Annotated in this window: 18 protein-coding genes and 1 pseudogene; 7 read left to right on the top strand and 12 right to left on the bottom strand. The window is 41.8% G+C overall.

Translation table 11 applies throughout. From position 1 onward, the window contains the following. Positions 1 to 295: 295 nt before the first annotated feature. From EII41_RS02400 to EII41_RS14475, 9 genes and pseudogenes are all read right to left on the bottom strand, one after another. Positions 296 to 604: a helix-turn-helix domain-containing protein gene (locus EII41_RS02400; protein ID WP_124789280.1), complete on the bottom strand. Its 309-nt coding sequence runs from the start codon at positions 602 to 604 to the stop codon at positions 296 to 298. A 7-nt stretch (positions 605 to 611) separates the two neighbouring features. Then, on the bottom strand, positions 612 to 881 hold the full coding sequence (locus tag EII41_RS02405) for a helix-turn-helix domain-containing protein (protein WP_124789281.1): 270 nt from the start codon (positions 879 to 881) through the stop codon (positions 612 to 614). Between the two features lie 498 nt (positions 882 to 1,379). After that, entirely contained in the window at positions 1,380 to 2,669 is a 1,290-nt protein-coding gene (locus tag EII41_RS02410; protein WP_124789282.1) for a site-specific integrase, read from the bottom strand. Positions 2,670 to 2,679: 10 nt separating this feature from the next. After that, the gene (locus EII41_RS02415) at positions 2,680 to 3,933 is read right to left on the bottom strand and encodes a site-specific integrase (protein ID WP_124789283.1); all 1,254 of its coding nucleotides are present in this window, start codon (positions 3,931 to 3,933) and stop codon (positions 2,680 to 2,682) included. Between the two features lie 265 nt (positions 3,934 to 4,198). Further along, the gene (locus EII41_RS02420; protein WP_260425447.1) at positions 4,199 to 8,110 is read right to left on the bottom strand and encodes an N-6 DNA methylase; all 3,912 of its coding nucleotides are present in this window, start codon (positions 8,108 to 8,110) and stop codon (positions 4,199 to 4,201) included. Continuing rightward, a complete protein-coding gene (locus EII41_RS02425) occupies positions 8,097 to 8,543 on the bottom strand; it encodes a DUF1896 family protein (protein ID WP_124789284.1) in 447 nt (148 codons plus the stop codon). Before EII41_RS02425 ends, EII41_RS02420 begins: the two co-directional genes overlap by 14 nt. 164 nt (positions 8,544 to 8,707) lie before the next feature. Then, positions 8,708 to 10,810: a type IA DNA topoisomerase gene (gene topB, locus EII41_RS02430; protein WP_124789285.1), complete on the bottom strand. Its 2,103-nt coding sequence runs from the start codon at positions 10,808 to 10,810 to the stop codon at positions 8,708 to 8,710. 29 nt (positions 10,811 to 10,839) lie between these two features. Continuing rightward, positions 10,840 to 11,937, bottom strand: a pseudogene (locus tag EII41_RS02435) (DUF3945 domain-containing protein); the annotation flags it as partial. Positions 11,938 to 12,001: 64 nt separating this feature from the next. Continuing rightward, positions 12,002 to 12,346, bottom strand: coding sequence for a hypothetical protein (locus tag EII41_RS14475; protein ID WP_260425448.1), 345 nt, complete (start codon positions 12,344 to 12,346; stop codon positions 12,002 to 12,004). 302 nt (positions 12,347 to 12,648) lie between these two features. Here EII41_RS14475 and EII41_RS02440 point away from each other — a divergent pair, with 302 nt between their 5' ends. The 7 genes from EII41_RS02440 to EII41_RS02470 are packed head-to-tail and all read left to right on the top strand — an operon-like array spanning position 12,649 to position 21,954. Continuing rightward, positions 12,649 to 13,524: a DUF4007 family protein gene (locus EII41_RS02440; RefSeq protein ID WP_124789286.1), complete on the top strand. Its 876-nt coding sequence runs from the start codon at positions 12,649 to 12,651 to the stop codon at positions 13,522 to 13,524. Then, a complete protein-coding gene (locus EII41_RS02445; RefSeq protein WP_124789287.1) occupies positions 13,511 to 14,722 on the top strand; it encodes a hypothetical protein in 1,212 nt (403 codons plus the stop codon). The genes EII41_RS02440 and EII41_RS02445 overlap by 14 nt, the downstream gene beginning before the upstream one ends. Further along, positions 14,673 to 16,730 (top strand): hypothetical protein, encoded by a 2,058-nt coding sequence (locus EII41_RS02450; RefSeq protein WP_124789288.1) that lies wholly within the window; start codon positions 14,673 to 14,675, stop codon positions 16,728 to 16,730. Before EII41_RS02445 ends, EII41_RS02450 begins: the two co-directional genes overlap by 50 nt. Continuing rightward, positions 16,720 to 17,838, top strand: a complete 1,119-nt coding sequence (locus tag EII41_RS02455) for a phosphoadenosine phosphosulfate reductase family protein (protein ID WP_036830503.1) — start codon at positions 16,720 to 16,722, stop codon at positions 17,836 to 17,838. Before EII41_RS02450 ends, EII41_RS02455 begins: the two co-directional genes overlap by 11 nt. Before the next feature lie 16 nt (positions 17,839 to 17,854). Then, positions 17,855 to 20,107 (top strand): sensor histidine kinase, encoded by a 2,253-nt coding sequence (locus tag EII41_RS02460; RefSeq protein WP_036830501.1) that lies wholly within the window; start codon positions 17,855 to 17,857, stop codon positions 20,105 to 20,107. 5 nt (positions 20,108 to 20,112) lie between these two features. Beyond that, positions 20,113 to 21,243, top strand: a complete 1,131-nt coding sequence (locus tag EII41_RS02465) for a hypothetical protein (protein ID WP_124789289.1) — start codon at positions 20,113 to 20,115, stop codon at positions 21,241 to 21,243. A 3-nt stretch (positions 21,244 to 21,246) separates the two neighbouring features. After that, on the top strand, positions 21,247 to 21,954 hold the full coding sequence (locus EII41_RS02470; protein WP_124789290.1) for a hypothetical protein: 708 nt from the start codon (positions 21,247 to 21,249) through the stop codon (positions 21,952 to 21,954). Positions 21,955 to 21,999: 45 nt separating this feature from the next. Here the strand turns inward: EII41_RS02470 and mobC are convergent, their stop codons facing one another. From mobC to mobA, 3 genes are read right to left on the bottom strand one after another with little or no spacing between them, the layout of a single operon-like run. Further along, positions 22,000 to 24,012, bottom strand: a complete 2,013-nt coding sequence (gene mobC / locus EII41_RS02475; RefSeq protein WP_124789291.1) for a conjugal transfer protein MobC — start codon at positions 24,010 to 24,012, stop codon at positions 22,000 to 22,002. A gap of 42 nt (positions 24,013 to 24,054) precedes the next feature. Further along, entirely contained in the window at positions 24,055 to 25,278 is a 1,224-nt protein-coding gene (gene mobB, locus EII41_RS02480; RefSeq protein WP_124789292.1) for a conjugal transfer protein MobB, read from the bottom strand. Continuing rightward, positions 25,263 to 25,700 carry a conjugal transfer protein MobA gene (gene mobA / locus EII41_RS02485; RefSeq protein WP_021680144.1) on the bottom strand — a complete coding sequence of 146 codons (438 nt, stop codon included), beginning with the start codon at positions 25,698 to 25,700 and terminating at the stop codon, positions 25,263 to 25,265. The genes mobB and mobA overlap by 16 nt, the downstream gene beginning before the upstream one ends. Between the last annotated feature and the right edge of the window lie 188 nt (positions 25,701 to 25,888).

A 25,888-nucleotide genomic window follows, 5' to 3' on the forward strand; every position in this document is an offset into this window, starting at 1 on the left:
GGTCTTTGTGCGACAAATGGCAATTTGTGGTACAAAGACACACCTTGCTATGCACAAAAAAAGGATAGGTTCAATGTCTGATGGCTCAGCATTCAGTAGGGCTGTTAATTCTTGAGCTTCGAGCTTGCTCGATAACTCCAAGACTAAGTTCAAAGGTTATTTCAGAGGTCGTTAGATGACTTCAAAGCTAAGGTTAGACCTTGTTCGCTGAGTTCCTCTGGAAGTTGGTCTAAATAGACTAACTGACCAATTGACCAACTGACCTAAGTCTAGGCTGACTTGAGTCGGTCTCAACCTACTTTCTGACTGTTAGAATGGGGTTATAATGCCTTTCGAGCATCGCTTGGATGTCGCTCTGTTTGTAGAGTATCTTACCTCCTATCTTGTAATAGGCTAATGTGCCGTTGCTACGGTACTCTTGGAGCGTTCGTGTGCTGAGTTTGAGTAGCTCGCAGATCTCCTCGCCAGTGAGGAAGACCTCACCGCCTAACATCGGGCGAGCCGAGGCACAATAACGCTCCAACTTGGCTAATATACCCTCCATCATCTGCGTAAATAGCTTCATTTGAGGGTTTTCACTTGTAATGATTTCATTCTCTGCCATAGTGCGTTCATTCAGTTTGTGCGTTCAATACTTCCGTGATGTCACTCTCTTTGTAGTAGCACTTATGTCCGACCATTGAGAAGGGAATTTTGCCCGTATCTCTGAGTGTTTGCAAGGTACGCTTGCTGATGCTGAGCCTACGGCAGACGGCTTCGTTGTCGAGCCACGCTTCTGTTTCGGGGGGATTGCCGATGATCAGCTCCGTGCGGTGGATGAAGTCGGCAAAGGAGGAGCGGAGCTGCTCCCACGCTTTGCCCTCTACGATGATAATTTTCATTGCTTCGGTTGGTTTTAATTTGCGTTTCTGTATGGTGGCAAGTCGGAGCAAATGCGCTCGCTTGCCTTTTCTTTTGGAGGCAAAATTAGGGCTAAGAGTGCAACGCTCAAGGGATTGGTGAGGGACAAGGAAAACGAGGGAAAAGGCAGGCAAAGGAGCAGGCTAAGAAAGGGCTTACTTGCGGTAATGAGATGAGGAGTCGGCTCGTTCCTATGGTCGGAAATGAGGTAATTGAGCCTATTAAGGCTAGCCTTATAAAAGAGCAAACAGATTATGCTCTGTTTTTAAGCCTTGCTTGCGTCCAAAGAGCCTGAGTATGTCGTATTCGTTCGGGCTTTTCTCCGCGAAGGGTGGTCTTGCCGAGCAAGGTGGGAGGGAAGGAATACGACCGCTATGATACAAAAAGTCCTGCGGTGGAGATTCTTCCCTCCTCCGCAGGACTTGACCTTGCTGGGCAAACGGACCGCCCTTGTATCTTTGCCCGAAATGAAGACGACCTTAGGCGGTGGACGGCTCGGCTTCGCTGGCTGTGGCTCGCTTGCGTGGTGGGCAAACCCTCAGAGCCTTGCGAAGCATCTGCGTCTGCTCGCTCCCCATCAGTGGGAGCATCTCCTTGGCGATTTTCTGCTTGCTTACCTTGGCATATAGCTCTGTGGTGCTGATAAAGCGATGTCCTAACATCTTACTCACCGTTTCAATCGGCAAGCCGTTCTCCAAACAGATGGTTGTGGCAAAGGTATGCCGTGCGGTGTGCGAACTCGCCTCTGTATGGGGAGAGCATCCAGCCTTGATGAGTAGTTCACGGATTTTGCGATTGAAGTGGCTGTTTACGGGAAACTCTCGGAAGTATAGCCCCTCTGAGCGTCCTTGCCCTACAAAGGCGAGAATCTCCTCGGCAATGGGTAGCAATGGTACGATACAACAATTCTGCGTCTTGGTGCGGTAGAGCGAGATGTATCTGCGTCCATCGCTGAGGGTATAAACGTCCTCCATCCGCAATTTCTTGAGGTCAGAGAAAGCCAAGCCAGTGAAACAGCCCAAGAGGAATATTAGTCTGATATGATTATCCACAGAGCGATGCGGACGATAAGCCAATAGCTTTTGCAGTTCGTCACCGCTGAGCGAGTTGCGTTCGTAAGCAGGAGTGTCTATGTCGATGAGGTCAAAAGGATCTTCTCTCACGACTCCCTCCATCAAAGCTCTGCGAATTACTTGGTGCAGGTGTCTGAGGCGGTTGGCAACAGAGCTTACCTTATTCCCTAAATCTCGGAGCATATAGAGCCGATAATCCTCTATCAGCCCCTTGTTCACTTCGTAAGGCATACATCCGCTTCGCCCCCTCGAAGCCAAAAAGCGAGCAAAGCTCTTGTAACTATCCCGAAAGGCTTTTATGGTGGCTTTACTGAGAGATTTACCCTCATAAGCCCTCTTAGCCTCGCAGACCGTTTGATATAGCTCTAAGATGGATTGCTGGGGCTTTTCCTTGCGAAGAAATTGCTCCTTGAGGTACTCGGCTGTGATGTATTGCTCCTCTCTAAGAATGCGTTCATAGAGTGCATTCAGTCCTTGCTCTACGGCATTCAGTGCGTTGTTGATGCCTTGAGCCGTGAGGGAGCTTGCTTTTACTCTTGCTCTCTGTGCGTTCCAATCTTCGGGGGCTGTTTGTTGCTTGGTAGAGAACGAAGCAGTCTTGCCATTACAGGAAATGCGACAACGGATAAGACATAGCCCCTGCTCATTCGCCTTGCTACGATCGATAAAGAATAAAACTGAGAATGTACTTTTCATTGTCTTGCTTTTAGTTGGTTAAACGATAGTGAGCAATCTCGGGGAGGATACGCTCTACATCCCGAAACACACGTTCGGGCGAAGTCTCGGCATAGACTTGCGTAGTCTTGATTTGACTATGCCCCAGCATCTTCGACACGCTCTCGATAGATACCCCTTCGGAGAGGGTCATCTGAGAGGCAAAGGTGTGGCGAGCCATATGGAAGGTGAGGCATTTATTGATTTTGCAGAGCTTCGCCATCTTCTTCAGATGAATATTGACCGTATCACAGCCAGGAATGGGCAGAAGATAGCCCTTGGGCGGTTCGTGGCGAAAGGCTCGGGTGTGAATGCCTCGGTACAGCTCAATGATGGCAGCAGCCTCGGGCAAGAGGGGGATGTGGCACACATTGCCAGTCTTGATGCGAGGCTTGCGTATCCAAGTCATACCGCCCTCCTCGATAAGATGTTCAGCCGTAAGGTGGTAAATATCCGTGTACGATAAGCCTGTATAGCAAGCAAAGACAAACATGTCCCTTGACACTAGCTCATAATCTCCCAATTGCGTTTCATCTAAGGCGATAATACGCAAGAGCTCCTCCTTGGTAATGTAGCGTGGCGAACCGACATCCCAGCGGATAGAATAGCCCAAGAAGGGATAAGTGTCGATGATATGCCGTTTGTATAGGTCTTTCAGTAGCGAAGCCAGCATAGAGAGGTAGCCAGCCGTGGTATTGAGTTTGAAAGCTTTCTCTCTGGAGAGATAAACCTCAAAGTCTTCAACCAAAGCTCTACAAACTTTCTGAACAGGCAAGTCGCCTACTCGATAGTGGTGTTTGATAAAAGCCTCGAAATGCTTGCGAAATAGCAAGATGCACTTATACCTGCGTTCACTGCGGTCTATGCCCACACGCTCTCGAAAGCGTGCCAAATAGCCTTCCAAATGATAGAGCAAGCCTTGGCTATCGCTGTTTAAGCCAAAGAGCGTGTTTTTAACCTCCTCAGCTGTTACTATTTCCCCTTTTCTGCTCTGCAAGTGTTCAAAGGCACGATGTACAGCGAGTTGTAAGCGGTCGAGTTCTGCGTTTACGGATACAGCTTCGGCACTCTTGCCCACGAGTCTGCTCTTACGGCTATCCCATAGCTGAGGAGAGCAAGCAATTTTACAACTGAACTGCACCATTGTTCGCCCCACACTGAGGCGAGCCATAATGGGGCTTTTACCTTCCTTACTCTGTGTGCCTCGCTTGAGGTAAAAGAGTAGCTTCAATGTCTTTTCTTTCATTGTCGTTTTTGTTTACAAAGTTAGACCTCTAAGGGATAGTTGTCGCTATGCAAAACATTGAAAACAAGAGAGAAAACACCATTTTAGTTACCACATTTTGCTTACCTCTTCCGAAGCCCCTAAAAGGGAACGATTTGGTAACTGAACTCGCTCTTTCAACCGCTCTTTTTTGCCTTTTTTCGTGGTGCAAGCCAATGCACCAAACCGAAAGAAGCTCTGTTAATCAAGTAGATAGACTTTTCTCGCTTCCCCTTACTCCTAACTCCTATATTTCGGCATAGAATGCCGCCAGCTCAGGGACTTTAATGAAATAGCGGAAGCGTTCTTTCTGTACAATTTCATTCGTTACCGAAAACTCGTAATCAATCGATTTCTTGGCGAAAATAGCCGCCCACGCATCGAATGTGGTAATGCCTTGCCGCTCCAGTTCGTTCGGACGAAGGTATTTGAATAAAAGATACAGTTCCGTAAGACTGTTGGAAATGGTGGTTCCCGAAAGGAATGTCGCACCCAAATCTTTACCTGTCCTGTCCTGAATCGTCCGCAGAGCAAAAAGCATATTGAGGGCGCGCTGTGAACCTTCGGCATTTCCCAATCCCGCGACACGGTCATGTCTGGTCGTAAAAGTCAGGTTTTTGAAACGATGCGATTCATCAACGTAAAGATGGTCGATACCCATCAGGCGAAAATCGACCGTGTCATCTTTCCGGTTCTCAATCTGAAAAGCAATACGCTCCAACTTGGCTTCGAGGTTTTGTTGTCTTTTAATAAGTCCCTTTTCCATTGCACGAGATATTTCCTTACCTTCCCTCCGAAGGAGTTCCAGATTCTCTTCCACACTATCGAGTTCCGCTTGCAGTATCTGCCGCTGTATCTCGGGCGATTGAGGGATCATGCCGAACTGTTCGTGTGTTAGGATAATGGCATCCCAATTATTATTTTTCATCTCATGGAAGATTTTTATCCGCTTGGCCGGAGTAAAATCTTCTTTGCCGGGATACAGCACTTTGGCATTGGGATAAGCCGTACAGTAGGTTTGAGCAATCTCGTGAACATTGGCTTTCAAGGCAATAATAACAGGCTTATTGACTAGTCCTAACCGTTTTTTCTCGTATGAGCTTACGCACATGATTAGCGTTTTTCCTCCGCCAACTTCGTGATCGATAATCCCTCCGCCGTTGAGGATATCCATCCATATGGCATCTTTTTGACTCTTATATAGATCGGGAATACCTAATCCCTTCAAGTCCAGATCGGGAAAAGTCTGATGCGAACCGTCATAATCAGGACGTACAAAACAGTTGAATGTGCGGTTATACTTCTCTGCCAACCGTTCTTTGAACTCCTCGGATTGTTCATTCAACCAGTCGGTAAAGCCGTTTCGTATTTCATCAATCTTTGAGTTGGCAAGTTGAATAGATTCAGCGTCTCGTATCTTCACCTCTCTCAATTCTCCGTCAATGTATTTATTGACCTTCTTTGTAATGTCCGGCGATGTGTTGTGCAAGGCATGTTTCATCAGGGCAATGCCGTCGAACGTTCGACTTTGGGTCTTTACCGCAAATTGATCCCATATCTTTACGTTTTTACTGTTTGTAGTAAGGGTATATTCGTCCCGGCTTGGGGCATAGTGTATCGAAACGTCCGTGTCGAACAGGTATGAAGCATATTTACTGTAAATTCCTGTCGGAATCCATCGTTCGCCGAAATTAAAATCCAGCTCATCGAAAAGAATTGGCCGGGGAATCGCTTCTCGTAAAGCCGAAAGAGACTCTTTGGCCGCTTTATGGTCAGCATGGTTCTCCAGAAAACGTTCCACCTGTTCGGCTTTGGAAATGACATTGCCACTGATGAATTTATCCTTGATTTCATAAGCCGCGAGCATGGGATTGAAGTAAACCGTGCCTTTTAGTTCATCTAATAGCTCTTCGGATGTCCTTCCCGTGAGTTCCGCCATATACTCAAGGTTCACGGTTGCATATTTGTTGAGAGAAGCAGTCAGGGCTTCTCTGGCATTACGGGCATGAGTTATCTCGTTCGGATTGAATGCGACCGGCTGGCGAAATATATCGGCTTTGATTGCTTTTCCGTCGATATAGCGTTCGAGCGAGAGGATTTCCGTTCCTCCCGCGTCCATCTTGATCAAGCTGAGATTTTTGGGGTCGTTGATGTTTCCAAAACGACAGATAAAATCGTCGTAAAGCCTGTTTAGCATCTCGCGGAGAGCGGGACTAGCCTCTAATCGCGTTGCTTCGTTACTATACAGGTGATGATAAGTGTCCCGTATCTCGATATAAAGTGATGCTTTTGCCTGTTGTGTAGTCGTCAGTTGGAGTGGATGGAACATCGGCTGCAATCCGTTCATATCCCGCAAATAGCCGATACGGTTGTTTTCATCTGTTATTAATGAACCTTCACGGTAATGAGATGGCATTTCTTCAGTTCGGTAATAAGGTATGGGAGTAGCTTGTTTTTTCTGTTCACTCTTTAATACAGTTTTATATGCCATCTCTTCTCTCCAATCCATAAATGGGATTTCGGGTTGTTGGGCTTTTGGTTTAAGTTGTTTGTTTTTTCTTTTAGGCTTTTTGACTTGGCTACGTTCCTCTTGTGAGAAACCGAAGAGGTCGTAAAGCGTAATGACTGGTGTTTGCGAAACAGAGCCAGCTTTCGCCTCCACATTCGGCTCATTGTTTACAGAGAATCCTTTGTCAAAAAGAGAGCGTTGATGTATTTCTCCGGTAGTCTGTTTCGGTACAATTGTCTCCATTTCTTTTGGGGAGTAGTCTTCGGGCAATGGCGGACGTTCCAAAAAAAGTTTTTGGTCCGATTCGTTTATAAATTCACTAAAAGACTCTATATCCTCTTGCGTGGGTTGATAACGTTCACTCGAAGAACGTAATTGCTGTTCGTTTGATAGCCGGATCTCTTCCAACTCCTCGTCGGAAAAAACGTCTTCAAGTCCCAAAGGATTTTCTTCCCAATCCAGCTGTGCGGCACTTTTTATTTCTTCTTGATGAGTATAGATATGATAATGCCGCAAATCCAGATGCCGGGCAAAGTCTTCTTTCAGCATTTGTCCCAAATCCCGGGCAATACCGTCTATCCCTCCTTCGTGCGTAAAGACAATGGCCGGTTTACCGTAAGGATCGGTATCTACTTTTGAATGGGTTTGTACCACCCGTGAAAAGTCGCGAAACAGATTGTTGATCGAAATACCGTTCGACAGTTTCCGGCTTTCGATAAAATCCTGTTCTCTTGGGCTTAGAGATGTATTCTCACTTTTTCGTTGCAGGATAATCAGGTCGCTCCCGACATCCGTCCCGGCATAGTCTGAAAAAAGATTGTTCGGCAGACGGATAGCGGAAACGAGGTTGCAACCGGTCATCAGGTATTCCCGTACCGGCTTGTTCTGTTCCGAATTAAGAATGCCTTGGCTTGTAATAAAAGCGATGATTCCGCCCTCCCTCGCCGTTTGAACGCTCTTGGTAAAAAAGTAATTGTGAATAGCCTGTGTCGATTGCTTGACTGCAGGATGCTTGTGATTCGAGAATTGCGGGTCGAAGACGGCTACATCTCCGAAAGGAATATTGGAAGCGATGACGTCAAAATATCCGGAGTAACGGTTCTCGATTTTTTGATAGCCTTCTATTCTGATATACTCATCGGGATAGAGATGAGATAAGATTTTACCGGTTAGCAAATCTTTTTCAAATGCCATATACCGGGATTCGAGAGTCTCTTCCTTAAAAGCCTCTATAAACGCTCCTGTCCCTGCACTCGGCTCCAAGAAACACATCGGCTCAATCCCGCTTTCTTTCAGTGTTTTTGCCAAGATCTCAACAACAGGCTTAGGCGTATAGAAGGCGGTGAGTACAGAGTTTTTTAACGAACCGATATGTTGTTTATACGCTTCCGGTGCGGAGGAGTGTTCACGAAGTACCTGATGAAGTTCCGCTACTAAAGGGAAAAGCTCAGCCTCGGATTTAGACCAATGCCGGATGTCCTCAGGCTTATCAACAGGATTCAGGATGTCCTTGAGCCCCCCAAAGCCCGAATAGAGGGATAGCACGCTGCGCTCTTCGGGCGTAGCTTCCCGTCGTTCTTTGTCGAGCATCAACGCCAGCCGGATGGCGTCGATATTCTGTCGCAGATGAATACGCTTATTGTAGCCCATCTTCTAACAGCAATTGAATGATGCCGACAAGCTCTGTATAGAGGATTGAATACTCAGGGGTATCGGCGTAATGATCGTTCAGGTGGTATTTGGCAAATACTGCCTGACATTCGGGTAACAATACTCTCGCTTTCTCTTCCGCTTCACCGGGAGAAACTTCGTCGTAAAACTCATTCCAAAGGATTTCAACAAGCATATTGTATGGGGAGAAGTGCAGCCCTTTGAAAAGGATTTCGTTTGCTATTTCAGCAGCCTGAATGTGGTCTAAGCCCGCTTTTATGGCTTGGCTGTACGCTTCGGCGGCCATGTCTCCCCGTGCGGCAATGAAAGATAGGTCATTGGCCTTGTCGGGGTGGGCATCTCGCAAATAAGAAAGGAGGTTCAAACGGAAGTAAGACATTTCCGCCGGATCTAAATGGGGATTGTATTTCATACGGATGATTTTTTAGTGGTAAAATGTTCAAATTGGGATAAGTAAAAGGCACCGGGGTATCCCTCCCCAGTGCCGCCACTAAAAAATTCAACAGTACCCCGACTTAACAATCGCTCATTAAACCTGTGGTGCGTATGAACTTCTTAGTGGCAAAGGTAGCGCTTTTATTTGCGTTTCCTGTTGAAACCTGTTTTTGGCGGAAATTCAAAAATGGTTTTATAGTCCGCGTCAAAGGCTATTATCGCATCAAAAGGCTTATTCTCTTTGTTCTTAAACCCTTTGATAAGTGGGGTCTTCCCTTTGAGCAGCAATTCTTTCAGTTGTCCGTCGGTCAGGTCTTTGCCCGATTTGTTCCGGAATACGGTAAGCCCGCATGCTTCGTTATTGCATTTGGCCACTTTCGGGAACAAAACGACCCGGCCGTTTTTACACTTCGGACAGGGATATGCTTCCCGTGCATGGCCGCTTTCAATCCGACTTTCCAACAGTTCGGAGGTAATTTGTGAGGCATATACCTCAATCCCCTTGTGAAATGTATCGGCATCCATTTCGCCTGCCGCTATTTTATTCAAGGCTCTTTCCCACTCTCCTGTCATGCTGACGTCGGCAATCTTTTTATCCCGTACGGCAAGGTAAACCGTTAATCCTTTGTTTGTCGGAACAAGGGACTTCTTTTCCCGGCGAATGTATTCGCGAGATAAAAGTGTTTCGATAATTCCCGCGCGGGTAGCAGGCGTTCCGATACCCAACTCTTTGAGGGCTTCCCGTTCGGCTTCGTCCGTTAATTCTTTTCCGCAGGTCTCCATGGCCGAAAGAAGGCTGCTTTCCGTGTGTACAGGGCGAGGTCTGGTTTGCTTCTCCAAGAGGTCCCTATCGTTCACAGGAAGTCTTTCACCGGGAGATAAATCCGGAAGTGTTGAAACAGCGTCATCCTCTCTTTTTTCATCCTGTGCATTCAACACGCCTCGCCAACCGGGGATAAGAACAACACTCCCTTTTACCGAAAAAGGCACACCTGCAATCTCCAACGAAACGGCAGTAGTTTCTTGGGTACATTTCCCCGAAAAGGCTTCCAGCACACGGGCGACAATCATATCGTACAACGTTTTCTGCTCGGAAGATAAATCTTGAGGCATATTCTCTGTAATAATCAGAGCGTGGTGATCGGTTACCTTCTTATCATTTACCGAACGCCTGTTGAGCTTCGTACCCGATGATAGCGCTTGGGCATAACTTCCGAATAACGGATCAGCCGATAATTGAGCAATAAGGGTGGGTATATCCGCAAACACATCTTCGGAGATATACCGGCTCCCTGTTCTCGGATAGGAAATGAATTTGGCTTCGTAAAGCGATTGGGCGATTGATAGGGTTTTGTCGGCCGAGAAACCGTGCCGGCTATTCGCTTCTTTTTGCAAGGTAGTCAGGTCGTAAAGCAATGGCGGTTCCTGACTTACTTGCTTCTTTTCAACGTGGGATACGCTGACATATTCTGCGGAGCGAATACGCACTAAGATTTTGTCGGCGTCTTGCCGGCTGTCGTACCGGTCGGTAGAGATTGCCGGGAACGATATCGATTCTTTTGCCGTATGGAGCTTTATCTGAAAATAGGTTTGTGGTTTGAACTCCTTGTTTTCGAGGTAGCGGCTGCATATCATCGCCAAGGTAGGCGTTTGCACCCGTCCCAATGACCAGACGCCGCTTCCGGCACTGATGGAAAGGGCTTGCGAAGCATTGATGCCGACAAGCCAGTCGGCTTGGCTGCGTGCTTTGGCCGAGAGATAGAGGTTATCGTACTGCTTTCCCGGACGCAGGTTGTTCAATCCGTTTCGGATCGCCTGCTCCGTGAGGCTGCTTATCCAAAGACGGTCAAAAGGCTTATCGCTGTCAAGATACGCGTACAGGTATCTAAATATCAATTCACCTTCCCGGCCGGCATCGGTCGCTACCACGATGCGTTCGCACTTGTGGAACAGTTCTCCGATGATTTTAAGTTGTTTCAATACGCCCGGATCGGGTTTGTACTCCTTGCCGTCTTTGATTTGGCGGGGGATCAACTTAAATGTAGCCGGAAGTATCGGCAGGTTCTCCGCCTGAAACCCCGTGATGCCGTAGTCGGCAGGCATGGCCAACCCGACAAGATGTCCGAAAGCCCATGTAACGGCATAGCCGCCTCCCTCCAGATAACCCTCTTTGCGGTTATCTGCACCGACGATAGCCGCTATATCGCGGGCTACGCTCGGTTTTTCTGCTATAATCAATTTCATATACTGTTGGATCTTTTTTAGTGGTTGAATCAAATTCTTTGTCCGGAGGATTTTTTCACAGGCTTTTTAAAGCCTTGTTGCTGTTTTTGACGGGTATCTTGCGCTTCCGTTGGCCGTTGTTGACCTTGCTTCAGAGGTTCTTTGGCATATTTCGTCGCTTCGTTGGTTTTTCCGTGACTATTGACGGCAACCTGCGTTTTGCTCTCTTCGGCAGGCTTCACGTGAGCACCTTGTTTTCTCGCCCTGTCGGGATTCCATTTGAAGAAATCGAGTTTCCCTTTCTCAGGATTAACTTTTACATAGGCGTTAAAAGGTTCGCCTTTTCCATCTTTAACCATACCTTGCACATAGGTTGTTTTCCCTTCCCGGAGCGCATTCTGTTGCTTCTCGTTCAAATCGACGCCTAAAAGGTTTTGGGGGATGCGGACTTTGGTGGGTTCCACGGATGATAGACGTTTTTCCTTGTTGCTTTGTTGATACCTGTTCCGGTTCAACCCGTCGTAAGTAAAATCATACCCGCCTTTGGCCGCGTTGAATTGTACATAAGCATCGAATTTCTTGGGATGATCCGTTCCGATCGTATTTCTGGACGTCATTCCTTCAACCAGCACTTTTTTACCTTCTTTGAGTGCCTGTTGCTGTTCGGGAGTGAGTTCAGTGCCTTTCAGGTTTTGGGAAACAGTTAGTCTGTCTGCCGGAACGGCTTCCAGACGGTTCGTCAGTTTATCGATGGATATCAATGAAGGAACTTTTTCGCCGGGGATGTTCGGCTCTAATTCTACCACTCTACCGCCATTGCCTGTTGTCAACAGGTTTTCTTTGACGTCATCCGGAAGGATAATGCCTTGAAACGGTTTGTCCAAATCGACTTGGTGCTGGTAAGGATGTGGCACGAATTTCAGGCTTCCGTCCGGCTGCTCTTCCAACGACAAACGGGCTTTCATCGGACACTCCACGCCGTCGATATTCGGAGTAATATCCAGCAAATGAGGGGATTTATATCCGTGACTCATCGCATTGAGTTCGTCTTTAATGGCTTCCGGCTTGATGCCGTATTTTTGGTATTCGCTTTCAGGAATACGATTGGTGTCGAATTGCCGGAAATCGGTTTTCGGTTCGTCAGTTTTGGGTGCGTGAGGGGGGCATTTCTTCTGTTTGAGGGCTAATAATTTCGTTTTGCTTGGGTGCCGATTAAGACTCTCCCTTTGTTTGATTCAGGAAGTTCTTCGGATTGATGCGGAATTTCTCCAATTCTTTTTCGGTTAGCGTCAGTACCTTGTCCAACATCTCGACCGTAACGGCATAAAAACCGATATGCGACGGATTCTTGAACTGGTTGAAGAAGTTTCTGAAAAAGTTCTCAATCGGATCGGCGTGCCGGTCAATGATAAGAAAGTCATTGGGCTTTGCCTTCAGGGGGTCAATGGCATCGATCTTTCCTTTTTTGTCGATACCCTTCACTACTTGGAGTTTGTTGCCTTCTCCCTCTTCTCGCATCAGAAGAACGCGGTCTTTCGGATTTAATTTTTCGTCCATAATTACACTCTTTTTTGTTACGCATCACTATTAATGCGTAACGAAAGTAGTGGGTAATAGCAGGATTACAGTCGATTTTTCGGCAGGAGGAAGAGTGTGGCGTTGATTAGGTAGGGAGTGGCGTAAGACTAGGTGTTGTAGCATCATTTCTAATAAGTTTGTTTCTCTGAATGATAAGTGACTACATTTGAAATATCTACAGAATATCTAAGAATGAGGAGAATAATGTTTATAATAAAAATATCAGCTTACTGAGCAAAAAACGCTATCTTTGTAAATTAAATATATCTATATAATAAAACATGAGGTTTTCAGGACATGAAACGTTCATCTGCAAGCAATTCTGGCTCAAAAAGGGCTATGATTTCTTAGTCATTGGTAATAAATTTGGCGATGACAATGCAGTTGTGGAGTTAGGCGTTGGTAAAAATATGGTATCGGCTATTGGCTTTTGGATGAAAGCTTTTGGATTATGTAGTGATAAATGGGAATTATCAGAAATGGCTCATTATATCTTTGGAGGTGAAGGTAAAGATAAATACTTAGAAGATATTGGGACAATTTGGTTGCTTCACTATCTATTAGTGAAAGAAAATTATGCATCTATTTATAGCTTATTTTTTAACGGTTTCAGAAGAGGCCGTATAGAGTTTACATCTGAACAATTGCACAAATACATAGAATCTATTGCAAGAGAAGATAGTTCATATAATGTGAATACTATTACAGCAGATATTATGGTGCTACAACGAATGTACCAGAAAACAGACAAGGCAGAGATTCGTGTAGAATTAGAAGATATGTATTCAAGCATTTTCAACGACTTACAACTGATGTCAAAATTACGAGTTGAAAGGTATGGAGAAAAAGGATTGGTTGATTTGTTTCGAATATCGAATGAAGATAATTATAATTTACCCGCAGAGATAGTTTTATTCTCAATACTTGATAATTATCCTGATATGAAAACGATTAGTTTCAAGGAGCTAGAAGTTGGCAATAATTCACCCGGAATCATTTTTGCTCTGAATAAAGAAGGATTACACTCTATAATAGAGCGAATTACAGAGAAATATAACAACATAGTGTTTTCGAGTAGCGCAGGTGTTCAAGTATTACAATTTAAATCAACCATTGACAAATGGGAGATACTCAATGATTATTATGCCGGAAATTAAATATCACTATTCACCCTCAATAAATATTGTTCGAGATTTAAATAAAAATCTCGAATATATTTCTACACCTAATGCAAAACAGGTTTATTCCCAGATAGCTAATAATTATAAGAGCGGAATACATTCATTCAATATCGTGGGTTCTTATGGTACGGGTAAATCCTCTTTTCTATTGGCTTTAGAGCATCATTTGAATGGGGAGAAAGAGTATTTCTGTCCGTTGAATGGAAGTTTTGAAGGCGTAAAAGGATTTGAGTTTTTACCTATTATAGGAGAGTCAGATTCCTTGTTAAATTATTTTGCGACGGAGTTTGGGTTAAAAAATAAAGACTACAGTACACGTGATATATTGGAAAAGATAGAATCAAGCTATGCTGAAATTAGTAAAACAGGTAAAGGTTGGTTTATTGCTATTGATGAATTTGGGAAATTCCTTGAATATGCTGCAAATAATAATCCTGAGAAAGAGTTGTACTTCATTCAGCAATTGGCAGAATTAGCTAATGATGATTCTAAAAATATCCTTTTTGTAACAACGCTTCATCAGGGATATAACGATTATGCAATAGGACTATCTAAAACTCAACGTAATGAGTGGGATAAGGTTCGAGGACGATTAAAAGAAATAACTTTTAATGAACCTGTTGAGCAACTGTTGTTATTGGCCGCCGAACGGATTTCCTCAAAAGAAGGTAAGGTCAAAAAACTTAAAACATTTGACCGACTTTTTGATAGTATAGAAAAATCAAAGACATTTCCTCTGAATGATTATTTCAATCAGTCAATAGCCGAAAAGCTGCTTCCTTTCGATATTTTGTCAGCCTCTATTTTAACCTTAGCTTTGCAGCGATATGGGCAAAATGAACGCTCTTTGTTTCAGTTTATTGATTCGAATGATTATCTGGGTTTAGAAGATTTCGAGACAAAAGCCAATCCATATTATAACATTAGTTGTGTCTATGATTATTTGATGTACAACTACTATTCGATTCTGACAACAAAGCACAATCAGAATTATAGTCAATGGGCAACTATTCGCAGTTCAATTGAGCGACTTGAAGGAGAATTAGCTGATTATGTAAATGAAGGAACAAAACTGCTAAAGACAATTGGGTTGTTAAATATATTTGCACCTTATAGCAGCGTTATTGATAAAGATTTTTTATCTGATTATTCAAAGACTGAGTCTTGGCTTTGATAATGCAGAAGAAGTCATAGATAAACTTTCTCAATTTAAGATAATCAGTTTCACAAAATACGATAAACGTTATAAATTGCTTGGTGGAACAGATTTAGACATTGATCAGGCTATTGCAGATGCAGAGATTGACGAGATTGTTGATGTCGTGCCGTACTTGAATAAATACTTCGATTTTCCATACACCCAAGCAAAAGAGCATTTTTATAGAACAGGCTGTCCACGTTTCTTTCAGTTCAAGATATCAGAAAAGCCTTATATTGAAATTATTGAGGAAGCCGATGGAATTATAAATCTCGTATTTCCCGAAAACTCAATAGAAAGCGAGTCCATTCAAAAATCGTTGGATTCAAATGAACCTATTTTATATTGTCTATACAACAATATTAGAGATATTCGGAATACATTAGTCGAATTGGAACGCATACAGTATGTGAAACGACAATATCCGAATGACAAGGTCGCTCAACGGGAAATAGATAAAATGATTCTTCGTTACAAAAAGACTCTTAATGAGCTTATATCCGAGGGGCTTTATGACGATTCTAAAACGACTTGGTTATTTAACGGTGCTATTCTTCATATTCAGAGCCATAGACAACTAAATAGACAATTATCTGTCATATGCGATTGGGCTTATCCGGCAACGCCTATATTTCGAAATGAAATGGTTAATAAGGGTAAGCTTTCCGGGGCTATGCAACCTGCGCGTAAAAATTTGATTAAAGCACTTGTGTCCAATTTTGATAAACCCAATTTAGGATTTCCTGATGATAAATTTCCTCCTGAAAAAACAATATACCTGTCCCTGCTAAAAAGTACTGGTATTCATCATAATGGATATGCATTAACAAAACCTACAGATGAAAGTTTTAATGTTTTGTGGGAGGAATGTATCAGGTTCTTAGATGATGCCAAAGCAATAAAGATGAGTGTACGTATTTTAGTCGAACGTCTTCAAAAGAGACCACTAAAATTAAAGCAAGGATTTATAGATTTTTGGTTGCCAGTCTTCCTTTTTATTTGTCGTGATGATTATGCCCTCTTTGATGAAAACGGCTATATACCAAGCATAGATGACGAAACTCTTGTTTTAGTGAGCCGTCAACCCGATTCATTTGAGATAAAGTCATTTGACATCTCAGGTATAAAATTGGATTTATTTAATTCTTATAGGTCTTTTCTTAATATCGAAGAAACGGATATAGTTTCCAATGACAGCCTAATTGAGTTGATAAAACCGTTTCTGGTTTTTTATGCACAACTACCTGAATATGGAAAAAAGACAAAGCGCATATCTAAACAGGCAATTATATTGCGAGATGCTATCGCTTTATCTAAGGAGCCAGAAAAAACATTCTTTGAAGATTTTCCTAAAGCAATGGGGATTTCTCTGGAAAAGATTGCAAAAAATCCAAAGCTTGTAAAAGACTATATAGATAATCTACAAATCTTAGTAAGAGAGATACGAACCGCTTACGAAGAATTGATAAATAGGATTGAAAGTTTTATTCAATTAGAATTTATCGGAAAAGAAGTCCCATTCGTCGAATATAAAGAAGCATTAAAGCAAAGGTTCAAAAAATTAAAGAAACATTTACTTCTGCCTAAACAGAAAGTTTTCTATCAACGTTTAATGTCTGAATTGGATGTTCGTAATGCATGGATTAGTTCAATTTGTCAGGTATTAATAGGTAAATCACTTGATACTATTTCGGATGAAGAAGAAAAAGTTCTATATGAAAACTTCCGATATATGATTAATGAGTTGGATAATCTTTGTAACTTAGCAAAGTCCGATGTAAATCTTGATACCGAAGAAGTTTTCAAATTAGAAATTACATCATTCATTAAGGGTTTGCAGAAGCATACTATACGTTATCCCAAAGGGAAGACAAAAAAAATAAAAGAATTAGAAGCCGACATTAAAAGTAGATTAAGTAATGATAAAAATACTAATATAGCTTTGTTGTTGGATTTATTACAGAACGAAATTGATGGTAAGTAACAATAAAAAAGTCAGACATGTTCTCGGAATATCAGGAGGGAAAGATAGTGCTGCATTGGCAATATATCTTAACAAGAAATATCCAGACCTGAATATTGAGTACTACTTCTGTGATACAGGAAAGGAATTGCGAGAAACGCTTGATTTAGTAAATAGGATAGAGAATTATTTAGGAAAAGAAATAAAACGCTTAAGCGCAACCAATAATCCTCATTTTGAGCCTTTTGATTATTTTCTTAAGTCATTAGGAAATTATCTCCCCTCTGTTCAATCTCGCTGGTGTACCTTAAAGTTGAAATTAGAGCCATTTGAGAAATTTATAGGCGACGATTTGGCGATTTCTTATGTGGGTATTCGCGGTGACGAAGATAGAGAAGGTTATATATCCACTAAGCCGAACATTCAATCTATATTTCCTTTTCGCAAGAATATTTGGAGCATAGAGATATTATCTAACTTCTTCAAAAATGAGAATATTGAACTTCATTTAGATCTATATCAAAGCATTGCAGATAAACAAATTTATGCGAGAGCCAAAGATATATTGGAGATGCCTAGAGACAATAAATTTACATTGTCAAAGAAATTAAATGCTTTATTGGATATCGACCCCAGTATTTTTAACAGAGTGATATTTGCGTTTTTGAAAGATAAAAATTATCCGATTTCATACTTGGATGATTTTACTTTACTTGACCATGAAGATAACTTGAATCGTGAAGATATTTTTAGATTATTACGAAATAGCGGAGTTGGAGTTCCTGCATATTATGAGAAAGTCTCATTTACAGTAGATGGGCAAAAAGGTGAATATGCTCGAAGTCGTTCAGGTTGCTATTTCTGTTTTTTCCAACAGCGTATAGAATGGATTTGGCTATATGAACAACATCCTGATTTATTCAAAAAAGCAATGGAATATGAAAAAGATGGGTATACATGGATTCAAGGTGAATGCCTTGAAGACCTTATTAAACCTGAACGTATCCGTCAAATTAAATTGGATACGATTAAGCGTGGTGAGAAAACTGACACTGCACGAAAATCACCCTATTTGATGGATATATTGATTGATGCGGAAAATATAGTTTGTGCAAATTGTTTCATATAGCATTAAATATAGACATATGGCAGAGGAAGAAAAAAACATAAAAGAAGTTGGTTTTACGGTTGATGCTGGATTGATTCAACGCCTTGGCTACGAGTTAGTAGGCCGAGCCGAAACTGCCGTCTCTGAACTTATTAAAAATGCTTATGATGCCGATGCGACAGTTGTAGATGTTGATTTTATTGATTCATACCAAAAAGGAGGAACCTTAGTTATTTCCGATAATGGTATTGGGATGACCGAAGATCAGTTGATTAATGGTTTTATGAGGATTTCTTCAGCTGATAAGATACATAATCCCATATCCGAAAGATTTAAGCGGACAAAAGCAGGAAGAAAAGGAATTGGACGTTTTGCGACACAACGACTTGGAGAACAATTGACGATTATTACGCAAACTAAAAATGCAGAAAGAGCGCTGAAAATTGTCATTAAGTGGAATGAATATACTATTGACAAAGAACTTGGCTCAATAACCTTTCCCATTGAAGAAGTTGATAAAGAAAAAGAAGAAGGTACAATCTTAATAATGAATGGACTTCGAGATGGATGGACAGTTGCTGCAATAAAGCGTGTGTACAGATATGTACTTGATTTATTCCAGCCGAATTATCTCTCAGATAGAAGTAAAAGACATAATTCTGCAATTCAAAATGAGGCATCATTTAAAGTCAATTTTTCCCAAGAAGTCAATGGACAAAAAGAATTTATCCTAAATGAGCAAATATCTATCTTTGATAAAGCATTAGCTGTTTTTGAGGGTCATATAAATGCACAGCACAAGGGAACTGTACATGTTAAAAGTGAAGGACTTCATATTGATGACATAATAGAAATTGAATATGATAAAAAAAATGAAGATGGAGATAAAGTAATTAACAGATACTATTCTCATTTACAGGATGTTTATTTCAAAATACATTATTTCATTTATCAAAGACCTCAATACTATCGTGGAGGTATAACAAAATTAGATTTAACAAGTATCCAAGAGTTATCTAATACAGCAAGTGGGGTTAGATTATATAGAAATGGATTTAGAGTATTACCATATGGTGAACTTACCGATGACTGGATAGGTGTTGACAGGAGATGGGGGCAACAATCTGGGTTTGTTAACGTTCCCCTTGCAAATAAAAATATGTTTGGTTTTGTTGAGATAACAGATCCTAAAGGTGATATATTCGAAGAAACAGCCAGTCGAGAAGGGCTCATTGAAAATGAAGCATTTAAACAGCTTTCTGATTTTATGTATAAGTCGTTATTTGCAGCAAGATTAAGAATTAGCGAAGGAGTCACTTTGTTTAAGGAACAAGAAGGTGAGGCTGATGATGATTTTACTCAAGAATCAGAAGAAAAAGAACAATCTACTGAGGAAAAATTAAAAGAATTAGATGATTTAGTAGATAGTATAGATGATGATAACCAAGGTGATGAAAATGACTCTGACAATCAATCAACAGAAAGGAAAGAAGAAAGACGAAAGAAAGAAAAGGCGAAACGAAAAAAATTAGTAGCATCTATTCGAAAAGAGATTGAAGAGGCGAGTATGCTTCGCGTATTGGCAGGTATGGGACTTATAATTGGTGAATTCTCACATGAGATAAAGCAATTTCAGCCTTCTATTTACGGGTATATAAGTCAATTAAAAGAGGAAAATTTAACAGAGAATGGCATAGTTCTATTAAATGGAATTACTCATAATTTAAATAATTTGATAGCCTATACAGCCTATTTTAATGCTACGGTTTCTCAAAATATTAATAGAGAAACTGAGCCTATCGATGTGCTGGCTATACTAGACTCATTTCAACAAACAATAGCAAATGATTTATCAAAAAATAAAATTACATTTGATGTTGACATTTGGGATTATGATGTTATTACAGTTCCAATGCATAAATCCGAATGGAGTTCTATATTATTTAACTTATATACAAATGCCAAGAAAGCAATAAACAGGGCTCAACGAGCAAATGGGAAGATATTCGTTGAGGTAGGTATCGAAAATGACAATGCATTTTTGAATTTCTATGATAATGGAGATGGAATTCCTATCGAAAATCGTTCAAGGGTATTTAACGCTTTCTTTACGACATCTACTCCTGCTGGATTTGATGCTCCAAGCAATGACCGATTAGTGGGATCTGGACTTGGGCTGAAAATAGTAAAAGATATAATCACATCTTATAAAGGAAAAATATTAATTGCTGAACCGACAAAAGGTTTTGCAACCTGTATAAAAATAGAAATCCCTATTCTAAAACAATAAATATTATGGCAATAAATTATTTATATATTGATGATGATAGTACCGACAGAGCAAATGGTACTGTTCAGGGCTTAAAAAAAGAGGGACGCATTGAGGTTTTTTTAAGTCAGCCCGAGAGTACTTGGGAGCAGCAAATTCAATTTATCGAAGATAGGCAAAAAGAAGATAAATTAGATGGATTAATCATTGATTTGCGTTTGGATGATTATGCAAATACTAAAGATGGAAAAAAAGCAAACTATAGAGGGACTTCATTAGCTCAAGAGATTAGAACTCGTCAAAAGGAAAAAAGCATAAAAGAATTTCCTATAATTCTTTTTTCGGCGAATGATAAAATAACACAATCTTTAGAAAATTCAGGAAGAAATTTGTTCGATGTTTTTATTGAAAAAGAAAGTATTACAGGTCCTAATATATATATAGAGGAGTATATTCCTAAATTAATTGCCTTGGCAGAAGGCTATCGTAGTATTAACCTATCTGCTGAAAATCTATCAAAGGTATTGAGTATTGATATTAGTGTTGTGGACGAGCGATTTGTTTCAGAATTGAATAATTTAGCAAATAATCCGTCTCACGTTATTGCTAATTTTCTAATTAATGAATTGCTTTTGAAACAAGGCTTATTAATAGACGAGCGGACATTGGCCGCAAGATTAGGCATTGATATTGAACAATCTAGCGAGGATTGGGAACAAGTTTTGTCATCATTAAATGAAGCACTTTATAAAGGTGTATTTTATCAGGGGTGGGAACGTTGGTGGATGCCTATAATTGAAATTTGGTGGAATAAAACTATTCATGCTGAAACTTATCTTCGTGCAACCTCTGCGTCTGATAGGGTTGAGTATATCAAAAAAGAATTGAAATTAACAAAAATTTATCCCTCAGAAAAGATGCCAAAATCAGATAGTGATGAATTTTGGACAGTCTGTAAAGGTAATAATCGCCCATTAGATCCTGTTGATGGTTTAATGATCGATAGGCAAGAGAATTTATATCCATGGCAGGATCCAGATTATGTTTCAGTTGAAGCAGCTTTACATCGAACAAATATAAATATTTGGAAGAAAGTCGCAAAACTGGAAGAAGAGCGTTTGAAAGAATTACAGGCACAATATCGAAGAGAGAGATAAATTATGAGTAAAGGCAGTGTAAGTACTGATTTGAATTTCCTTGCGACTATTTTGCGTCAAGAAAAATTTTGTATAGATACAAGTCCACTTTCAAAGGTCGCAGGTGAATTAAATAAATCTAAGGATTGGTCATATAATTTACAAAAACTTAAATTTAGAATAGATGATATACCTCGAAATACAGTTCCAAGCGAAGTAAAATTATTAGAGGCTATTCTTAGTGTACAAATAGGTGAAATAGATCATACTGAAGAACAAGTACAAAACACAGTATTTGGAGATTATAATTTTTCAATTGAAATTTCAGGGCAAGTTAATGGGAAAAAAGTAATTTCTCATTGGCATTTAGATTTTGATAATAACTCTGTAAATGAATACATTCATCCTGAATTTCATTTAACTTATGGCGGCAATCCGATGAAGAATATTGACCTCGGAGACGTTTTGCTACTGCCATCACCGAGAATATCTCATCCGCCAATGGATGCTGTATTAGGTATAGACTTTATCATAAGGAACTTTTTCAAAAAAGACAAATGTACCAAGTTATTAAGTAATTCCCAGTATCGAACGGCAATTCAAAATTCTCAAAGAAGACTATGGCGTCCTTATATGTTAGCAGTTGCGAGTCATTGGTGCAAATTTAGTTGTTGCAATTATAATGCTGATATGTCATTGAGTAAAAGATATTTTCCCACATTAGATAATTGAACGAACAAAAATAGTTAGAGTCTTAAAATCGCGGCTTTAACTATTTTATCCTTCCTTTTTCGGTAGAAGATGGCAAAGATCCGGATCATTCTTTATCCGTTCTAACTCGTCAGTAACGATTTGTTTCGTTTCCTCCTTGATGCAGTTGTAGTTAAGTTGTATCTGCTCTTTCATGCGGTCTGTCCCGTTCTCATCCGTAAAATCAGTGATGACAGGAATAGGTTGATAAGCCTTTGTTTCGGCTGTGACTTTTGCGTTATCCACTACAATCTCACAGTGGAAAATTTTCTGCTCAATACGCTCATCAAAGTTGTCGGCCACTGCTCCGACAAACATTCCTTGTGTAAGGTTGGATATTTTCGATGCCGGTATCAGGCTGTCCATTTGTGTAGAGATGGAAGTCGTTTTATCGCTTCGGGTAATACTCATGCTCTGCCGTTTTTGAAGCACTTTTCCGAAACGTTCCGATAATGTTTTTGCCGTTTCACTGACCACTTGACCAGAGAAGATATTGCCGACTGTATTTTCAATAACCTTACTCTCTTTATCTCCATAATCGCGTCGCAACTGACTGAAATCCTGAAAGCCCAATATTACGGCCACTTTGTTGCTTCGGGCGGTAGCAATCAGATTATCCAGTCCCTTGAAGAAGATGGTCGGCAACTCATCGATGATGACCGAACTTTTCAATCGCCCCTTTTTATTGATGAGTTTTACAATCCGGCTATTGTACAGGCCCAATGCCGCCGAGTAAATATTCTGACGGTCGGGGTTGTTGCCGACAACTAAAATCTTCGGGTCTTCCGGATTGTTGATGTCAAGGGTAAATTCGTCTCCGCTCATTACCCAATATAACTGGGGCGAAATCATTCGGGAGAGCGGGATTTTTGCACTGGCAATCTGCCCCATCAATTGGTCTGCGGCACCACCTAACCAAGCATCCATAAAAGGGCTCAAGTAGTTCTCCAGCTCAGGGTAAGAAGTAAGAATGGGGAAAATGTCTTCATACCTCTTGTTCAGAAACTCAATGGCATGCGGGAAAGTACAGTACTTGCCATCCTGATAAATGCGCAAAAACCAGATAATAGCCGCAAAAAGGATAATCGGGCTCTCCACGAAGAAATCGCCCTGCTTCTGTACCCAGTTCTTGTTCAGGTTCAGCATAATAGTGAAACTTGATTCGTAAGCATCGCTAATGTCCTCCATAAACGAAGGGTTGATGGGATTGCAACGGTGAGAACGGGCCGGATCATCGAAGTTTATCACATAAAAAGTTGGAACTTTTTTGTATCCTGCCTGATGATTCAGTAAATGATTGTAGGCAATCATGGAAAGATCGGGAAACTTAAAGTCATACACGTACATCGAAAAGCCTCTCTCAATTTGTTGTTTGATGTACTGATTCACTACGGCATACGACTTTCCGCTGCCCGGAGTACCTAACACGATACTTGCCCGAAACGGATTTACCACGTTTATCCAGCCACTCCATTGCTTTTTTCTGTACCAGAACTTGGTCGGCAAGTTTATGGAGTACTCATTTTGCAACAACCGCGTTTCCTGCATAAAACTCTCGTTTTCGGTATTGAAAACATCGTCCATCAGGCTGTTTTTGAGTAGCCGGCTCATCCACAGTCCACCTACCAACAGAAAAAGATAGCCTGATGCCGTTGTCAAGATGTAAAATCCGGCAGTTGTTGCTACCGGCAAAGGTAAATCAAGCATCCACCAGTTCATAAAGAAAAGGATAAATCCGATGGTCATAAATACATAGATTTTCGACCATGTAACTTTTTCCTCCTTCACCCCCTTTGTCCCTAAGCAGGAAAGGGCAAGGAAGACAACGGCAAACAGCTTTGTATAAAGAATGTTGTCGAACAGTCCTGCTGTACGGTTGAAGTTTAGCAAGATTTTATCCACGACGGCGATGCCGATATTCCATTCCTTCAGGGCGTAATAGCAGAACCAATAGATGTTTATCACCACGAACAAAATGCTTATCGCTCGCATAAATTCCATCACTTTGGCAAGTCCTCTCAAATCGTCTTCTTGTTGCATTTTCTTAAAAAATTAAATTGTTAATAAATCAATGAGTGTTTCTCACACCTGCCTCCCATACCTTCGTTTTTTCTTTTTCTTACGGTATGGGAAAGGCTGGTCTTCTTTGTGGTGGTACTCCGGCTCAGGGGAAAGCATGGAAAACAATCCGCCTGCTCCCCATTCGGACGTGTGGTAAATATCCGAAAGCCGGATAGGGCTGACCGTATTCTCCGCTTGTTCCTGCTTACCACCGTATAACTCGTTGAAGACATTGGCGGAATACTCCTTGCCCAATCGGGAGCCATTCAATACGGTACGGGTCGTATGATCAATAAAAGTTGCACCATAGATACGCCCCTCGTCATTCCGTCGAAACAACACATCCATTCCCTGTTGACGTAGTTCCGCTCGAAACTCGCCCTCATTCCGACAACTCCGCTTGACTTCCGATACCGCTTGGAGCGTATGCAACTTCAACCGTTGCTTTTTGATGCGTCCGGCAGATGTTACCATCCGTTTTTCCAATCCGTCATATCCGACAGATTTACCGAATAGGGAAGACTTTATCGGATTGCCAACCTTGTTTCCTTCGCGGTCCAATGCCGAATAGAGCAGTCCCCGGTAAGGCTTTCCTTTTACTTCGCCTTTAAGTTCTTCCAGATGGATGTTGTACAGAGAAAGAAGCGCCTTGTATTCGCCCATCGACTGAAAGTGGTACATGGCGGCCAACGGTTTGATGACCGATGCCATCTGCTTTTTCAGATTCCCCTGCGAAACATCGACCGGTGTTAATTCCCATTGCTCGGAATGCTTTTGTCCTTCCGCCGGATGAAGATGGTATTTGCGCTCCAACTGTTCCGTAATCTGCTTACTTCGCTCATGTTCGCGGTAATCGTTAATCTTCTTTCCGTTACTGTCTACCCGGAGCGAAACGATGTGGATGTGTTCCCGCCCGATATCCTCGTGTTTGAAAATCAGATACGGTTGATTCCCATATCCGAGCCGTTGCATATACTCGTGTCCGATGTCCGTGAGTTGGTCGTCCGACAGACGGTCGTCGGGATGCGGATTGATGGAAACATGAAAGACCGGTTTCTCGGTACGGAAGTGTGCCGGAACAAACCGCATAAAATCGTTCATACATTCCGAAACGCTGAACGCTCCGTCGGCAGGTTCAAAGACCAGACGCGAGCCGAGCACTTTGCCTAATCCCTCGTCCACCTTTTCCTGATTGTAAGCCAGTGCCCCGTACAGGTTGCTGCCGATATTTATTTTTGCGACCATTGCTCCTTACACGCTTCCGATAAGGCCAAGACCTTCCGGCCGATCTCTACCAAATCGACCGTCGCTTTCTCCAATTTATAGAGCAAGGCCAACGCTTTCTTCTCCGAAAAATGGCTGTGCAACTCCTTTACCACTTGGTTGTAATTCACTCCGACGGAGCGAAACTGCGCATAAAAAGAGGAGAGTTTGGTCGCATATTCCATAATGGCACGGTCGTGTTTGATGACCCGGAACTCTTCCCCGAAGACACGCGCGGCTATAAAACGCGCTTTCGATTGCACTCCCGACTCCTCAAACAGTGTGAGGAAACGGGCATGTTCTTCGGCCGTAAAATTGACCGAGTAGCGGAAACGTGCCGGGTCGATCTTGGGATTTCTTCCGCCTTTGCCCCGTTTCGGAGGCTTACTTTTCTCTTCATTCATACATTGGCCTTTTTAGTGGATAGACTGTCGTAAACGCATCCGTAATCCCCGGAAAATCTTCTTTACAAGCAACCGACTTCGGAGGATATGCCTGTCCCCTTTCGGGGCAAGCGTTTTTTGCAGCAGAACTTGTTTCGTGCAGCAAAAAACACAGCTTGCTATTTGCTTCTCCGGCGCAAATAAATCTG

This window comes from Tannerella forsythia, from assembly GCF_003860135.1.
GTDB lineage: Bacteria > Bacteroidota > Bacteroidia > Bacteroidales > Tannerellaceae > Tannerella > Tannerella forsythia_A.

Excerpts from the sequence above, each read along its gene's own strand:
- EII41_RS02400 (WP_124789280.1), bottom strand. The coding sequence starts at position 604 with ATGGCAGAGAATGAAATCATTACAAGTGAAAACCCTCAAATGAAGCTA.
- EII41_RS02405 (WP_124789281.1), bottom strand. The coding sequence starts at position 881 with ATGAAAATTATCATCGTAGAGGGCAAAGCGTGGGAGCAGCTCCGCTCC.
- EII41_RS02410 (WP_124789282.1), bottom strand. The coding sequence starts at position 2,669 with ATGAAAAGTACATTCTCAGTTTTATTCTTTATCGATCGTAGCAAGGCG.
- EII41_RS02415 (WP_124789283.1), bottom strand. The coding sequence starts at position 3,933 with ATGAAAGAAAAGACATTGAAGCTACTCTTTTACCTCAAGCGAGGCACA.
- EII41_RS02420 (WP_260425447.1), bottom strand. The coding sequence starts at position 8,110 with ATGGGCTACAATAAGCGTATTCATCTGCGACAGAATATCGACGCCATC.
- EII41_RS02425 (WP_124789284.1), bottom strand. The coding sequence starts at position 8,543 with ATGAAATACAATCCCCATTTAGATCCGGCGGAAATGTCTTACTTCCGT.
- topB (WP_124789285.1), bottom strand. The coding sequence starts at position 10,810 with ATGAAATTGATTATAGCAGAAAAACCGAGCGTAGCCCGCGATATAGCG.
- EII41_RS14475 (WP_260425448.1), bottom strand. The coding sequence starts at position 12,346 with ATGGACGAAAAATTAAATCCGAAAGACCGCGTTCTTCTGATGCGAGAA.
- EII41_RS02440 (WP_124789286.1), top strand. The coding sequence starts at position 12,649 with ATGAGGTTTTCAGGACATGAAACGTTCATCTGCAAGCAATTCTGGCTC.
- EII41_RS02445 (WP_124789287.1), top strand. The coding sequence starts at position 13,511 with ATGCCGGAAATTAAATATCACTATTCACCCTCAATAAATATTGTTCGA.
- EII41_RS02455 (WP_036830503.1), top strand. The coding sequence starts at position 16,720 with ATGGTAAGTAACAATAAAAAAGTCAGACATGTTCTCGGAATATCAGGA.
- EII41_RS02460 (WP_036830501.1), top strand. The coding sequence starts at position 17,855 with ATGGCAGAGGAAGAAAAAAACATAAAAGAAGTTGGTTTTACGGTTGAT.
- EII41_RS02465 (WP_124789289.1), top strand. The coding sequence starts at position 20,113 with ATGGCAATAAATTATTTATATATTGATGATGATAGTACCGACAGAGCA.
- EII41_RS02470 (WP_124789290.1), top strand. The coding sequence starts at position 21,247 with ATGAGTAAAGGCAGTGTAAGTACTGATTTGAATTTCCTTGCGACTATT.
- mobC (WP_124789291.1), bottom strand. The coding sequence starts at position 24,012 with ATGCAACAAGAAGACGATTTGAGAGGACTTGCCAAAGTGATGGAATTT.
- mobB (WP_124789292.1), bottom strand. The coding sequence starts at position 25,278 with ATGGTCGCAAAAATAAATATCGGCAGCAACCTGTACGGGGCACTGGCT.
- mobA (WP_021680144.1), bottom strand. The coding sequence starts at position 25,700 with ATGAATGAAGAGAAAAGTAAGCCTCCGAAACGGGGCAAAGGCGGAAGA.